The sequence below is a fragment of the Sulfolobus islandicus Y.N.15.51 genome, from assembly GCF_000022485.1.
Classification (GTDB): domain Archaea; phylum Thermoproteota; class Thermoprotei_A; order Sulfolobales; family Sulfolobaceae; genus Saccharolobus; species Saccharolobus islandicus.
The window spans coordinates 2045569-2061434 of record NC_012623.1 but is presented as its reverse complement, the minus strand read 5'-3'; the positions used below and the strand labels follow the sequence as shown (position 1 = coordinate 2061434).

12 protein-coding genes and 1 pseudogene are annotated in these 15866 nt (G+C 29.7%); 10 read left to right on the top strand and 3 right to left on the bottom strand.

From position 1 onward, the window contains the following. Window positions 1-51: 51 nt before the first annotated feature. A complete protein-coding gene (locus YN1551_RS11185; protein WP_012717855.1) occupies window positions 52-1134 on the bottom strand; it encodes a glycosyltransferase family 4 protein in 1083 nt (360 codons plus the stop codon). Between the two features lie 55 nt (window positions 1135-1189). Here YN1551_RS11185 and YN1551_RS11180 point away from each other — a divergent pair, with 55 nt between their 5' ends. The 5 genes and pseudogenes from YN1551_RS11180 (at window position 1190) to YN1551_RS11150 (ending at window position 6915) form a co-directional block, all read left to right on the top strand. Continuing rightward, window positions 1190-2107: a glycosyltransferase family 2 protein gene (locus YN1551_RS11180; RefSeq protein WP_048052356.1), complete on the top strand. Its 918-nt coding sequence runs from the start codon at window positions 1190-1192 to the stop codon at window positions 2105-2107. A gap of 17 nt (window positions 2108-2124) precedes the next feature. Then, window positions 2125-3111 carry a glycosyltransferase family 2 protein gene (locus tag YN1551_RS11175; protein WP_012717853.1) on the top strand — a complete coding sequence of 329 codons (987 nt, stop codon included), beginning with the start codon at window positions 2125-2127 and terminating at the stop codon, window positions 3109-3111. 523 nt (window positions 3112-3634) lie between these two features. Next, window positions 3635-4489, top strand: a pseudogene (locus YN1551_RS16095) (transposase). 170 nt (window positions 4490-4659) lie between these two features. After that, window positions 4660-5646 carry a glycosyltransferase family 2 protein gene (locus tag YN1551_RS11155; protein WP_012717851.1) on the top strand — a complete coding sequence of 329 codons (987 nt, stop codon included), beginning with the start codon at window positions 4660-4662 and terminating at the stop codon, window positions 5644-5646. A gap of 165 nt (window positions 5647-5811) precedes the next feature. Then, window positions 5812-6915 (top strand): glycosyltransferase family 4 protein, encoded by a 1104-nt coding sequence (locus YN1551_RS11150; protein WP_012717850.1) that lies wholly within the window; start codon window positions 5812-5814, stop codon window positions 6913-6915. Between the two features lie 504 nt (window positions 6916-7419). Here the strand turns inward: YN1551_RS11150 and YN1551_RS11145 are convergent. Both YN1551_RS11145 and YN1551_RS11140 read right to left on the bottom strand, forming a co-directional pair. Continuing rightward, window positions 7420-8421: a glycosyltransferase family 2 protein gene (locus YN1551_RS11145; protein WP_012717849.1), complete on the bottom strand. Its 1002-nt coding sequence runs from the start codon at window positions 8419-8421 to the stop codon at window positions 7420-7422. A gap of 196 nt (window positions 8422-8617) precedes the next feature. After that, a complete protein-coding gene (locus tag YN1551_RS11140; protein WP_012717848.1) occupies window positions 8618-9733 on the bottom strand; it encodes a glycosyltransferase in 1116 nt (371 codons plus the stop codon). A 177-nt stretch (window positions 9734-9910) separates the two neighbouring features. Between YN1551_RS11140 and YN1551_RS11135 the strand changes: the two genes are divergently transcribed. The 5 genes from YN1551_RS11135 (at window position 9911) to YN1551_RS11115 (ending at window position 15847) form a co-directional block, all read left to right on the top strand. Further along, entirely contained in the window at window positions 9911-10975 is a 1065-nt protein-coding gene (locus YN1551_RS11135; protein ID WP_012717847.1) for a glycosyltransferase, read from the top strand. Next, the gene (locus YN1551_RS11130; RefSeq protein WP_012717846.1) at window positions 10954-12036 is read left to right on the top strand and encodes a glycosyltransferase family 4 protein; all 1083 of its coding nucleotides are present in this window, start codon (window positions 10954-10956) and stop codon (window positions 12034-12036) included. Before YN1551_RS11135 ends, YN1551_RS11130 begins: the two co-directional genes overlap by 22 nt. A gap of 5 nt (window positions 12037-12041) precedes the next feature. Further along, a complete protein-coding gene (locus YN1551_RS11125) occupies window positions 12042-12725 on the top strand; it encodes a hypothetical protein (protein ID WP_012713444.1) in 684 nt (227 codons plus the stop codon). 504 nt (window positions 12726-13229) lie between these two features. After that, window positions 13230-14390 carry a LamG-like jellyroll fold domain-containing protein gene (locus YN1551_RS11120; RefSeq protein WP_012717845.1) on the top strand — a complete coding sequence of 387 codons (1161 nt, stop codon included), beginning with the start codon at window positions 13230-13232 and terminating at the stop codon, window positions 14388-14390. A gap of 2 nt (window positions 14391-14392) precedes the next feature. Then, window positions 14393-15847 carry a hypothetical protein gene (locus tag YN1551_RS11115; RefSeq protein WP_012717844.1) on the top strand — a complete coding sequence of 485 codons (1455 nt, stop codon included), beginning with the start codon at window positions 14393-14395 and terminating at the stop codon, window positions 15845-15847. The last annotated feature ends 19 nt before the right edge of the window (window positions 15848-15866 follow it).

Here is a 15866-nt window from a genome sequence, read left to right as displayed (position 1 = left end):
GCAGATTCAAGACTTAAAATTTAAATATGACTAATATCCTTTTAAAGATAGTTATATACTTAATAGATTTTTATAGAACTTTAAATATTTATCAAGAATCATGCTATATCTAAAATTTTTAGCCCAATTTTTTGCTCCTTCAGACAATTTCTTATATAGAACTTCATCTTCCATTTGTATAAAAGCTTTAGCTAAACTCTCGGCATCATTTTCAGCTCTTATACTTGATTTACAAGGTGGAGCTGCAAATTCTTGACCTCCATGGCCCGTAATTATTACAGGTTTACCTATTGCTTGAGCTTCTAACAGTGTTAAACCAAACCCTTCATATGGACTAGGATTAACTAAAGCCCTGCATTTTGATAGCAAATCTATTTTATCTTTCTCTGATACTTCTCCCAAATATTTAACGTTTATATTATTAATTTCAATATATCTACTAATTTCCTTTGCAAATCCATTATCTGGACCTGCTATAATTAATGGTCGAGTAATTCCCGAAAGCTTATACGCCTTAAGCATAGTTAAAATATTTTTCTCTTTACTTATTCTTCCTATATAAAAGTAGTAATTATCCCCTTTAGAATTTATCGAAAACAATTCATCATCAACGCCATTAGGAATAAGTTCTGAATTAATATTAAATTTTCTATATAATATTTCTCGTTCTAATGGGGTCATGCTTATGATATTATATTTTTTAATAATATTTTTCCCTATTTTATCTATTAATTTATAATAGATAAAGGTAATATATCCTACTTGTTCTCTCATATAAAATGGAGAATGTGGCTGCAAAACCCTTATACTATCAATATTTCTTAGTTGAAGGACATGAGGATGCCTCCATACATGAACATGAACTATATCTGGGTTTAATGATTTTACAATTGTCGAAATAGATGGAGAGTAACTACCGTGAGACCACATTATTAAGGGTTTAACTCTGATTACTTTTACTCCATTTATCTCCTCAATTGGCGCAAAATTAGCTATATGCTTCCTATCTCTATTATATGTGACAACTATAACTTCGTAACCTTTTTTTACTAAAAATTCAGAAATCTTTTTAACAACCTTTTCGACTCCGCCTACTATTGGATGATAGAATGGTGTTGCTTGTACTATTCTCAATATGATTTATCATTAACTATTTTAGTTTAAAAGTCTTTATGTGGTAATAACTATGATGGAAGAAATACCTATAGTTGTTTTAAACTATAATGGGCTCGAATTATTAAAGAAATATTTAACATCAGTTTTAGAAACTAGATACCCTTACAAAGAAGTAGTAGTAGTAGATAATGGATCAAATGATAGCAGTAAAGAATATGTAAAATCTTTGGGTGTAAGACTAATTTCCTTGGATAAAAATTATGGTCCTGCTTATGCAAGAAATGTCGCGTTAAAAACTTTTAAAAATAAATTTATAGCGTTTTTAGATAATGATGTTTGGACTCCACCAGATTGGTTAGATCCATTAGTTGAAACTATTACATCAGATGATAAAATAGCGGCTGTACAAAGCTTATACACGGACTGGCCTTATGGCGAACAGCCTAGGTTAATTCCTTGGTTCTCTACAGCTTCAGCTTTGGTGAGAAGGGAAGAAATACTAAAAGTAGGGGGATTTGATGAACATTATTTCTTTTATTGGGAAGATACAGAATTATCATGGAGATTATACAGAGCAGGTTATAAAATATTAATGGTTCCTAAATCTAAGGTACATCATGAAGCTCACGGTACTTTTAAGAAATTACCGTCTCCTTTTACGTCTTATTTAACATTAAGAAATCAAATGTTACTTTTACTTACATACTATGATTTATCACAGTTATTAACTATATTCCCAATCTTATATATTATTAGGTTTGTTCAATCTTTTAAAGGCCCTAATAGGTTAGCGCAAATAAAGGCACTTTTATCACTTTTTAAAGAAGCAAAATATGTTGCTACAAAGAGAAAATATATAAAGGAGATAAGTAATCAAGGTAACGTATTTTTACAAATGTTAGGAGATCAGGTATTTGGATACGAAGAATTTACCTCAGTAAGGCGAGCTATCATAAAAAGATATTTAAAAACTAAGATATTTAAAGAATAACGAAGGTAAATCTGCATATGGTTAAGCTTAGCATTATAGTGGTAAATGTTAAAGGAAAAGAGAATCTACCTAGATTAATATCTTCTCTAAATAGATCTACATATAAAGATTTTGAACTTATAGTAGTAGATGATAGCAATTCAATATCTGGAAATTTAAAATTGGTTAATATTACCAAAGATCTTGGTTTAGCGTATTGCAGAAATAAGGGTGTAGAAGCTTCAAGTGGCAAGTTTCTATTATTTTTAGATAACGATACAGAGTTAACTGAAGATACTTTAGAGAAATTTATTAGTTTTATTGAAAACAATACAGATTCTATAGTTCAATTAAAACTAATAAGAGATGATGGAAGAATTGATGCTGCAGGTGGTGTAATAGATGAATTAGGATATCCATTTGAGTTATTTAAAGGAGAAGATGTGAAGGAAATAGACGAAATAGATCATAATATACTTTATGCTAAAGGTGCTGCAATTGGAATGAGTAGAGAAATCTTTAGCGACCTAAATGGTTTTGATAACGAGTACTTTTATGGTTATGATGAAACAGATCTATGTTATAGAGCAATAAAGAAGGGTAAACGTATAGTGTATCTTTCTTCTGCAACAGTATTTCATCATGAACATGGCTCCTTTTCGAAATTCACAAAAGAAAGGGAAAAAAGACTTGTATATTATCTAGAAAGTAGAAGATTATATTTTATCTTTAAAAATTTTGATTCTAGTTTTCTTATTCCGAGAATCCATAAAATATTTTTTTACTTTTTAGGAAGTATACTTATAGACATTATATATAGAAAGAAAAGCCACATGGCGTTAGCTAGAATAAGGGCCTTAATTTGGTTTATCTCTAGAATCCATAAAATAATCATCTTCAGAATAAATCATAGAAAAAGTTTTTTATTTAATGAAAATTATTTAATGAAAAAGGGCCTTATAATAAAGCATAAAGATTTAATTAAGAAAGTCTCTACTCTAAGTAATGTTAAGAATTTTCCATGATAACCAGGGTATAACTTTACTCTAAAGACCTCTCAATATTTGGGATGATTGTTTTTGTAAAACTTAATATCAAATAGATATTTCTGGAAATATTATTATTAAAATGTATTCCTCATATTGATGAAACGCTTATAGTAATCTGTGGATATTGAATGTGGAAAAAGTTTGCACCTATTAAGCTAAAAACTCCCCATTTAGCATAGAATTTACGGAAACTACAGATATAGTAATTTTCATTGAATTTGTAACGCAGTCTAACCGAGAAAGTCTTCACAGTGATTGAATTCACACATAGCATTGTTAGAGGTTAAAGCAGAAGTGTCTAGTAAGAATCTTATCAACAATTTAATTGAATAGAAGCATTGCAGTTAATATGAAAGAGACTATATTAAACTATCCTTTTTTAATCTCAATAGCTTATTTGCAGCACTTTTCTCCATATGAGAAATTTTACGAAATAATGCTTTGTGGGCTACTTCAGAATTATACAAAAATTTATAAATAATTATGTCGAGTATTACCCATGGGAAAGAGTAAGTACAAGAGGGATTGGCACAAGTACGACGAGAACGTCATAACGAGATATACCCTAATGTTCCCCTTCTACGTCTTCGAACACTGGTTAACTAGCAGAGGAGAATAGGAACGCCAAGAAAACCTACAAGGCACCAAAGGAGTTCAACGAATTCCTAGCATTCCTCCACACCTACCTTATAGGGCCATAGAAGGAGTATTGATAGCACTAGAAAGACTGAAAATCATCCCAACAAGCCTAGACTACTCAACAATATGGGAAAGAGTAAGAAACATGAACATAACATTCCCAGAAGCAAATGACCAACTAGAAGCAGACGCAACGGGAATAAGCACAAACAAAGGAGGACAATACATTATCGCAAAATGGGGAAAAACCAAGGACTCAAAATTCCTCAAAATCGAAATAGTAATTGATAAGGACCAATTCAACGTAATAAACGCTGAAGTAACCAGCAACGAAGTTGAGACTGCAGTTAAGACGGTTAAGGATTTACAAGATAAGGGAAAGAAGGTTTTATGGAGATAAAGCTTATGATGCTAATGAGGTTTACAAGACCGGGGTTGAGGTTGTTGTCCCACCTAGGAAGAACGAGGCGTGGTCATCCTGCTAGGCTGTAAGGGAGTTCAAGAGGTTGGGTTATAATCGTTGGAGGGAGGAGAAGGGTTATGGTGTTGGGTGGAGGATTGAGTCCTTGTTCTCTGCTGTACTTTTGGGGAATCTGTTAGGGCTACAAGTTTTTTAGGGCAAGTGGTTGAGGCTAAGCTCAAGTTCTGGGCTTATGCATGGATGGTCCACTTGGCTAATTCTTTAGTCGGTAGAGCTCCGGGTATTAGGGTGTGAGCTTGCGAATAACGTTGAAATAAATATTAATTACTGAAAAATTCTCAGTGTATCATATCATGCTTATGAAATAAATTGAAGAGGTCAACAAAGCAACGAAATAAGTAAAGTTTAAAAATAGCTCTATAAATTTCACTAATAAAGCGTTCAGAATGAATAAGTGATTACATATGGTAGACCTAACTATTCTAATTATAGCTCATAATAGGAAAAGTTTTCTTCTAGACGCAGTTAGCTCGTGCTTAAACCAAACTGTGTCTAAAAAGCGTTATGAAATAATAGTAGTTAAAAATTTTACAGATGAATATATAGATAGAAAATTAGAAGAATTAGGAATAATAAATGTAAATACAGCTTTCCACTCGTTAGGAGAAAAAATAGTTATTGGCGTAGATAAAGCTCAAGGTAATATAATATCAATTTTAGAAGATGATGACTTGTTTTTACCTAATAAAATAGAGAAAGTTTTAAAAATGTTTAATAATTACAATATAGGTTATTATCATAATAGTTATGTTCATATAGATACGAAACAGAGAATATTAGGGTATCCTATTAAGCTTAATAAGCCATTACTACTTATTCAGCAAAGAGATAAACAAAAATACGTAGATAAGTTGATTTTTAAATATTATTCCATATATAATAATAGTTCCATTTCAATAGATAAGTCTATTATAATTAAAAATAAGAATTATATTAAAAATTTTACTTATGCTCTAGATATTTTTCTATTTTATGCCGGTATTGCAAGCGATAAAGGGATATATTTTGATACTGAAGTTTTAACTAAACAGAGAATTCATAAATTAAACTCGAAAGTAAGGGACGACAATTTCGAGAGTTGGCTATTAAAGATGAGGGATAGATTAAAGATTAGTATTAAAGAATTTACCTTAATATCAGAATTCTTAAAAGAACAGAATATTTCAAGCAAATTCGTTAATTTTATGATATCAGATAGGAAGATATGTTTAGCGAGACTTCCGAATGAATGCTCTCCCAAGGAAAATCTTGGCATTAAAGATATTCTTAATTACATAGATTTTCATAGGAAGAGCATTAGGGATATTTTGCAGTTGCTCCTAATTTTTGCCCCTAAGAAGTTTAGATTAGATGCTGCGAAAAGGTGGTATGAAACAGAAGTTTCTCTATAAAATTTAGATAGAAATTTTATTAAATATTATTTTAAAAATATATTTTTAATTAAAATTTATATATCTTTAATCAATAAATATATTTTCTCTCTAAGATTACATTCTTATACAAATCAATAAAGCACCGCAACTCTAATATCTGGCATTTAATTAATAATTTAAGTAATGGTATCAGTAACTTTTGCAATGTGGGGATTAGGAGGTTCTGGTGGTGAAAGACTTGTATATAAATTAAGTAGTAAGCTAGTTAAGGATGGGAAAGAAGTTAACATAATAAGTTTAGTAGGTTATGGTTTTAATGAAGATGTAATTAAAAGATTGAATAGTAATGTGATTATTCAAAATAAACTATTAAGAACATTATTCTCCTTACAGTATTTATTGGAATATAATAAAAAATATGGTAAATTTGCATTTTTGGTTAATCCATTATATAAGATTAACTCTATCTCCCTTTATCAGCTTTTAAAGAAAATTGATGCAGATATAATGATAGCTACGTCATTTTACACAGCAGAAGCTGTGTTTAAAGCAGAGGGTTCTTTTCATTTAGTTCAAGACACATTCGAAATGTTTTCCTCTGGCCATTTTGCTTCTGGAAGAAGAAAGTTGATGGAAAAAGCCTTTTCATTACCGTTAATTAAGCTTAGTATATCTAGAGTAGTTACCGAGCAACTAAAAAGGTATAGTAAGGAAATAAGATATATAGGAAATTTTGTAAATGATATTTTCTTTAAATGTTATTCAAAACCACCATCATTGAGAAAGAGAGTTATTACAGTAATAGCTAGAACAGGATATAATAAGGGCTTCGATATATTTATAGAAAGTATGAAAAAATTACTAACAATTAGAAGAGATTTTGAGATAGTAATAATTAATCCTCAAGATAGTGTAATCTCTATTCCATTTCCATATACTTCAATAAAATATCCATCGGATGAAGAATTATGCAAAATTTATGCCTCTTCATATATTTTCATTTTCCCATCTAGAGCTGAGGGTTTCGGACTTCCCCCCTTGGAAGCTATGGCATCTGGAACTCCCGTAATAGTTACTGATAATGGAGGATCTAAAGATTATGCTATAAATAGGGTTAACTCTTTAGTTGTTCCAATTAATGATCCTTTAAGCATTACTAAAGCTGTAATAGAATTGCTTGATAATCCAGAACTTGCAGATACGTTATCTTATAATGCAATAGAGACCGCAAAAAAATTTACTTTTGAAAAATTTTATGATAGATTTTTGAGAGCAGTAGAACTATAAGCTTACTAGGCACTGCTGCTTTAGCCTCTAACGTCCCTAAGCGATTTAGCCGAAAATTTATAGACATGGAGTATGTAATATCTCTAGAGTATAATATCTAAAGATATAACGTTAGGGCAATTCAGCAGTCCTTTGTGAATCGGGATTAATATTAAGCTATAAATTATGTCACGAAGTAATCCGTTATAGACTGTAACGTTACTTACGCCTTTATAAGCTCACTTGTTCATTTATAGCTTAATAACGACACTATTTGGACTTTCAAGGAATTTGTGAGTTCGCTTCATCTATATATAGCAATTCGATTACCATACTGATGTTTTAACGTCATTTCTCTTACAGTCTGAAATATAGATAACACTTTCAAAGTCCATAACTTTATCTTTTCAGATATTATACACATTATAGCCTTGTACAATCTAATGTTTTTATACTAATATTCATTTATATTACATATTAAGAGATTTATATTAAATTTGCTTAAGACTATTTCTTATAATTTTATTAAAAATACATAGAATTTTTATTTGAGTTAATTATTTTTCTATAACTTCTTTCAATATATAATCTTTTTAAAAAATTTGGAGCTAAAGTAAGAAGTGACGCTAATATACCCTTGGGATTTCTTCTATACACCTTATACCAATGCAAATAATCCCTTATTTTAAGCTTTACGTTAGAATTAGGCAAGATCGCTAAATATATACGATTAAGTGATATTATCTGATCAAGATATTCTAAATAAGGCTGTTCATAGACTATTTCGTTCCTTATTATTGATAAGGAATTTATATAGCTATTTAAGAATTTAATTCTGCGTGATATCCAATTATCTATTGATTGATCTTGAATTGCTGAAAGATTATATTGATGATGTCTTCTAAGTGTTAAGATCTTAGACGAAATATGCATATCAAATTTACTTATAAGTGCAAGATAGAAATAGAGACTATCGAGAGCTGTATCAACCTTATAAAGGAAATCTATATTATTAGTTAGAATTTCTTTTCTTATATTAATTGAGCTTGAGTTCCCATCAGGTTGAAGTTTCATTATGTAATTAAAAACCTTTTTCTTTTCTTCATGTCTTATGTAAATATCTTGATAATTTCTTTTCTCTGGAATCTGGGTAGGAAGCTTATCGTTTAAAAAACCATATGTAGCATTTTTAAGGTAGCCTAAATTTTCGTATTTATTGAATATTCTTTGTATGTTTTCTAGCTTACTAGGCAAAAATAAATCATCATCGTCTAAAAATGAGATTATTTCACCCGATGATTGCTTAACCGCTTCAGCAATATATCCATTATTAATTGATTTAAATATTGTAATATTTTTCATTCCATTCTTATATAAATAATTATCAATATTGTCATCTTTAAAATTTTTAGCAATAAGAATTTCATATTCAGTTCTATTTAACGTTTGATTAAGCGCTGATTTAATCGCGTCTAATAAGAACTGTTTCCTATTATAAGCTGTGATTATGACCGAGATATAAGGCATTTAGATCACCTTGTAATAATTATCTTGATTAATCATGATTAATAATCTCTCTTAACTAAAAAAGGATTTCTCTTATATATTTCTAACTAGAAGAAAGTTTCTTTTACTGACAAGAGTATTAAGATATTTAAAAGTTATATTTATAGGTTTCGAAAACCTTAAAGTATCCTCTAATAAAAGTTAAATTTTACAGTAGTTATATAATACTTTTAAGTATGCCGAATAATCTAGATTTAAAAGTATTGTAAGAAAACTCTTCCGCCCTTTCGATCGATAGTTTACTCATCTTATTAAATAGATTTTCATCATTAAATAAATCTAAAATTATATTGGCTGCCTCATCAATGCTCGTATAGGAAAAACCATATTTTCCCTCTTTCGTTATATCAGTCCAAGATCCAGTAGCTCTAAATACTACTGGAACTACTCCCGCTGCCATAGCTTCTTCAACTCCTAAACTTATGTTATCATTTCTCATACAATGCAGTATTATCTTTGCCTTATTAATTAATTTCCATTTTTCTTCTTCTGTAATATCGGTTAATAATTCAACATCATCACTTGCAATAGATTTTAGATATTCAAAATACTTTAAAGAAGATCTAACGTAATTCAGACCACCTATTATTTTAAATTTGATTTTATTGTTAATTCTTCTAACCTTCTTAGCTATTTGAATAAATTCATCCCAATGCTTAGGTTCAACGTATTTTCCAATCCCTATAACTAAATCCTCCTTTTCTAAATCGGGAAATCTCTTATAACTTATTATAGGTGGGTAGATAACAGAACAATTATATCCAAAATTTTCTTTCATTACCGATTGTATATAATAAGAACTGCAAACCAATTTTTCTGAATTAGCTATTTTTTTTAGAAAATAAATATTAGTATCTAAGTAAATTCTTCTTAATTTACCATACTTGGTATACAAGAGACCTTTATACAACATTACAGATGGCGGATAAATTACATATGCAATATCAAGACCTAACGGTATTTCTGTGTAATATAGATTAACACTTATATCAACCTTCCTAATTAGTTTACCTAATTTTGCTATAATATAATCGATAATTCCAGATATTATAGGACCTTTTATCATTTTTAATTTTGCGTCTACAATATTCAATGAACTAGAAAGCTCTGGTGCTAATCTAATTATATTGGAAATGCTGTCTTTTTCAAAGAAAATTCCATATTGCTTTACGAATCCATATTCACTAAGCACATTGGAGAATGCTATTGCAGTTTTAGCCTCACTGCTAAACAAGATTGGAGGCATAATTATCAATGCACTTAAATCTTCCACAATTATAATTCAACACATCAATATAATAAATTTGTATGTGAAGAGTACTGGAAATGATTTTAATTTATCAAATACAATTTGATGAGCGAAATTAGATAGCGAATAAATCTCGTAAATTCATTTATAATCGTTTATCTCATAAAGACTTTTAATTGGATCATAATAAATACTATATAAATGCTTATATTACTCGAGATAGGAGCACTGTTGGTTATAATCCATTTCATTGAACCTATTATGTACTACTTAATATTAAAAAATAAAATATTAAAAATACAATATTCTGATAGCAAATTCTATAGCGTAAGTATAATTATTCCTACATATAACGAAGGGGAAAGAATTAAAGATAAACTAATTAACGTAATTCAGAGTTATCCCTTAGATTATATGGAAATAATAGTAGTGGATTCCAGTAATGATAATACAATAGAGATAATAAAATCAATGCAAATTCCTAAGCTGAAAATAATAAAAGAGAGTCAAAGACGAGGAAAGATTTTCGCTATAAAAGAAGGTATAAAAAGTGCTACTAATAATATTGTAGTTATCACTGATGCTGATGCCACATGGAAAGACCCTTTATTAAATGCAATAGCTTATTTGAAAGATAATATAGGTGCAGTAAGCTGTATAAAATACGCTAATAGTAATATTGAAAATTCATATAGAAATTTTTACAACACAATACGGATAGGTGAGTCTGCAATTTTTTCTACGCCAATATTTCACGGAGAACTAACCGCATTTAGAAAAGATATTTTATCACCAGATGAGTTGCCTAATGTAGGAGCAGATGATAGTACAATCGCTACGCTAATTAGTTTAAAAGGATATAGAGCTATTTGTGTTGATAAAATGAGAGCTATTGAAATAGCACCCAAAGGGGTAGATTACATTACATGGAAAACTAGAAGAGGATCCCATTTAATCAGATATTTTATAAGATTTTTACCTAAGGTAGTTAAGTCTAATAATAAACCATACAAAAAGATATTTTTGCAAGAATTTTACTTGCATTTGCTAAACCCATGGCTTCTATTTATTGGATCAGTAGTTATAGCAATTTCTAATATCTATTTATTTACTGATTTAATAATTGTTTCCACTATATTAGGTTTAGTAAGTAAAAATTTCAAAGAAGCTTTAAAGGCGTGGATACCAAATCAAATATTTCTAATTTTCTCACAATTCTTTGCTCTAAGAGGTGAAGTTTTAGCTTGGAGAAAAGAGAAAAAATAGTTCATGTAATACACTCATTTTATCCAATAATTGGAGGTATAGAAAAATCAATTTATGAAATAGCTATAAGACAGAAAGAGAAATATGACATTACAATTATAACATCTTCTAAAGTTCCAAAAGCTGAGCTAGGACTTACAGTTGAAAGATTAAAAAGTATAAGATTCTTCAATATGCCAGATTTAACATTACCAATACAGCGTAGTAAAATATTAAGCGATGCTGATATAGTACATTATCACTCTCAGAATTCCTTATTTTCTGTTATGTTACTTAATAAGAATGATAATAATGTTTTTACTTTAATGGCTATAAACGGATTACGTAATCATCCAAATAAAATAATAAAATTATTGTCACCACTATACTTAACTATTACTATGAATAAAGTTTTATATGATTCAAAAAAATTAATAGTGAAAAATTTAGGTGATTTAAAAATATTACGAGAAAAATATAAGAGAGATGCGTATCTAGTACCAGAGGGTGTAAATGAAATTTTCTTCTCCACACCAAGATCTAATACATTTATCGAAAAAATAGGTGATGAGTACATACTGTATATCGGAAGGTTGCACAAGTTAAAAGGAATAGATGTCTTAATAAAAGCTTCAAAGTTAATAAATTCAAGAATTGTTTTTATAGGACCAGGTGATATTAGTTTATATAGAAAAATGGCCCAAACACTAGGCGTAGATAAAAAATGTATATTTTTAGGTTATGTTGATGATCTAACGAAAATACAAGCAATAGATTCGTCATCATTAGTAGTAATTCCTAGTATCTCGGATTACGTTGAAGCATTTTCAATTACCTTAAGTGAAGCTTGGAGTAGAGAAAAAGCTGTAGTAGGAAGTGCTGTAGGGAGTTTAAAGTTTAGAATAATAAATGGAGTAAATGGGGTATTAGTACCTGCTGGTGACCATATAACTTTGGCTGAAGAAATTAATAAATTGCTTGATAATAAAAAGTTAGCAGAAAAAATGGGTAAAGAAGGAAGAAAAGAAGTAATAAGTTGGAATGATGTAGTTAAATTGTTAGATAAAGTTTATTGGGAATAATTATCATGAACTATCTATGGTTTTATATAATAGTTTTAGGACTAGGCTTATTAGTAATAAATCTCTTCGTTATTTCTTATCCCCCATTTACAATTTTTTCATTAGGTTTAATTTCGACTGGTATTGCAGCTTATGGTGTGAATATAGGACATAAAAAGGATGACAAAGTAGAATTACTAATGGATAGTTTATATAGAAATCTTGAATTAATTTTCAGATATTATAATAGTGATAGTTATTATAGAATATTTATTCCATCATCTATTGGTTCCAACGGAATATTACTACTTGACAAGTTTCCAGTACGTATAGAGAATGTTAAAGAAGAGCTAATAAATAAATTTAATGATGGTATAGGCATTTTTTTAGAAACTCCAGGGAGTATAATAGTTAAAGAAATGAGAAAGAAAGGAATTAATTTCTCCGAAGATTTGGAGTTTCTTTTAAGGAAGGCTCTAGTCGAATTATATAATTTTGGAGATAATGTAGAGGTAAATTTTAATGATCAAAAATCAGTAAATGTCAAGATTCATAATCCAGATCCTAATAAGGCTTATAGTATAATAGGATATATACAAACATTAATAGTAGCTTCGATAATAGCGGAAAAAACATCAAAAATAACTTATGTGAAATCAGAAAATAGATCATTAAGCATATTAAACATAGATATTGGTATCTTAGAATAATATATCATAAAATAGATCATATAGTTTTTAAGTTCTAATCGCTCCTATAATAAAGTTATTATTTAAGAAAAATATTGTAGAATCGACGAGGAAAAACCTACGGAAACGTATTTCTTTTGATTTAACATTAAATCATATAGAACAATTTTGTATAAAATAGCAAAATATCTGTGTTAGCAAAAGAGAAACTTTATAAGAATTTTAATAAATACATTAACAATTAAATGATTCATGATTACAACTATATCTATCTATTATCTTATATAATATTTAAATTTTCCTATATTATTAGTTATAAAGACGAAAAATCTCAATCATGGCATTAATAATATTTAGATCTAATTGTTAACAGTGTATTTTCTGTACTATGGAATAGATTTATATAATTGAGTTTCATTTATTCTACGATGTTCAATAATATTTTGAGTAGAAAGGAAGGTAAAATTTCTAGTCGTCAATACAAGAAAAGTATATACCGAAAAATTTATAAGTATATATTATCATGTGATTGATGTGAGTGAAGGAAATAGCTCAGTTAATTTAGACCGAAGGAAATTTCTTTTTCTAACATCCTCAGCAATTTTATTTAGCACTCCTGCTACTTTATTAATTACAGCTAAAGATAGGAAGGAAATAGCTAAAGCTCAAACTTCATCATCATCTATCTATCCTTATATCGCAATTGTAGAAGGTGATCCTAGTAATGGATATAATGTTTTAACAAATTCTGGTGTAATCTTTAACGGAAGCTGTACAGATGGTTCTGGTACATGCGGAATATATGAGGCTATTCAATATCTGCAAAATAATTACGGTCAAGGGGAAGTAGTTCTTCTTGGAAAATTTTATCCAATAAAATCCCCTATAACTTCTCCGCCTAATAACATTGAAATTACTGGAAGCGGAATGATTTGTATAAATCCTGGTAGTGCTCCTATGTTTATTTCTCTTTTGCCAATAATTAGTAATGAAATTAAAATACTTTGGTACACTAATACTGGTATTATCAATAAAATTTTAACCAAGAGAAGGTCATTTTCTTTACTGCCTTATGTATTATTTACAGGAACTATTCAATCACTCCTATTTGCTAATGGTGATCAAGCTTTAGGTACCCCTTCACAATTCACTATTTCAGCATGGATTTTTGGCAAACCTAGCGGATATACTGGATATATATTGTCTTATGGTTCGTTAGAAGATGGAGAAGCTTGGGGTATAAGAGCAAGTAGTAATGATATAATATTCGAAGGTACTACCGGTTCGATATCTGCACCTTTTCCATCAAATATTCCCTTCCATTTAGTGGTAACATATAGTAATGGTCAAGCAGCAATTTATATTAACGGCAATCAAGTAGCATCGGGGTCAATAAGTGTAAATTATCCTAATCGCACATATTTATGGATAAATAATTTCCCTATTCATAGCCAACAAGGTGGACTTAATGTAGGATCTTGGTATTCTATAATAGAGAACATACAATTCTATACTACGGTTCTATCATCCTCCCAGATTTCGACCCTTTCCTCGTCCATAGCACAAGATCCGGTAACTATACCAGTTTTCTGGAGTTTATATAGATATTTAATGTATTTAGGCGATTTAATTACTGGAATAGGTTTCCAAAGAATGGGAGCTCTATTTTATGGTGGGGTGACTTAAAAATGCCTATAATAATCTCAGATCACATGGATCCTGATGTAGATTTTTACGTTCCTCCAGGTAGTGATGCAACACAAGCTTTACAAGAAGCTTTACAACTGTCCTTAGTTTACGGAGTCGCTCATATTATAATTAGAGGTCGACTTTATGTTTACGCTTCATCGCAAGTAACTTTATTACTAGATCAATCTCTTCATTATATATTCGAAGGTGACGGACTAGGAGAAATTATATATGTAAATCCTAATAACTTATCTAGTGTTCCTCCTTTAGTTGCAATAGGCTCAATAAGTACGGTTGAAATGCAGTATATAACGAACAACAACGGAGTAGCAAATAAGCAGGAAGCTGGTTATTCTACATGGGGTTGGATAATTGCCTTTAAGAACATGAGATTAATTAATTTAACTCCACAGAGATGGGTTATTATTACTGGAATGCCATATCATATGCACTCAATTATGTTTTACTTCGATAGTGTACAGTTCTTTGCTAACATATGGTTAAATCAAACAGGTACTGTGCTCTTATATAATTGTTATGCTAATAATGCAGAGTTATTGTTTGATACGCAATCAAGGGAACTAATGGCGATAGGTTGTAGATTTGAAAACGGTAGTAATTTAGCAATCTCACCCAGGGGTTGGACTGTTGTTGGCTGTGTATTTGTAGGCACTAACATAACCTATTTAAATCCTGGAACTGATGGTAATAATGGTTCTGTTGTTGGCTGTGTATTTGATGGAGCAACTATAGTTACTCAAGGTGCAGATAATCTAAAAATAGTTGCAACACAATTTCAAAATGTTACATTTAATGGTGGCAGTGTACAGCTGACACAAGGTATAAATTATGGGATAGTAGGATGTTCATTTGTTAACTATAATGCTGTTATATCTGATTTATATAGAGGTCATACTATATTTATAGCCTTTAATAATTTTGATGATGGATCGAATTTAGTAATCCTGATAAGGGATAACTATGTAGTAGATTCCATAACTATATTAGGAAATCTGTTCTCTTCAATTCCAACACATAATTCCTTTATATTTATTGCTGGCTCACCTTCACCCGGTCAATCATTACAATTAAGCGGCACTGTAAATATGCTTTACGTTGCTTTTAATACTTTCATTAATTCCTCTCATACTTCTGGAGCAGCTTATGGTTATGAGTTAGCAAATAATTATAGAATTCATGCCTTCGCATATATTAATGTTGCAATAAGCATAATTTATGCTTACATAGCCTTTAACTATTTCCAGCAAAACTACGGGTTATATAATAATAGTACGGGCAAACCAATAGGCTTTTTCAGTTTACAGCAACTCACTACTAATGTTAAAACAGTGCAGAATCTATTCTTCTATTTTAATGTGAATGAAAATAATCCAATGTATATACCGTCTTCACAAGCTTATACTGCGCAATTTAATATAGGGATTAAACAATAACGATAAAGTGTGATAATAG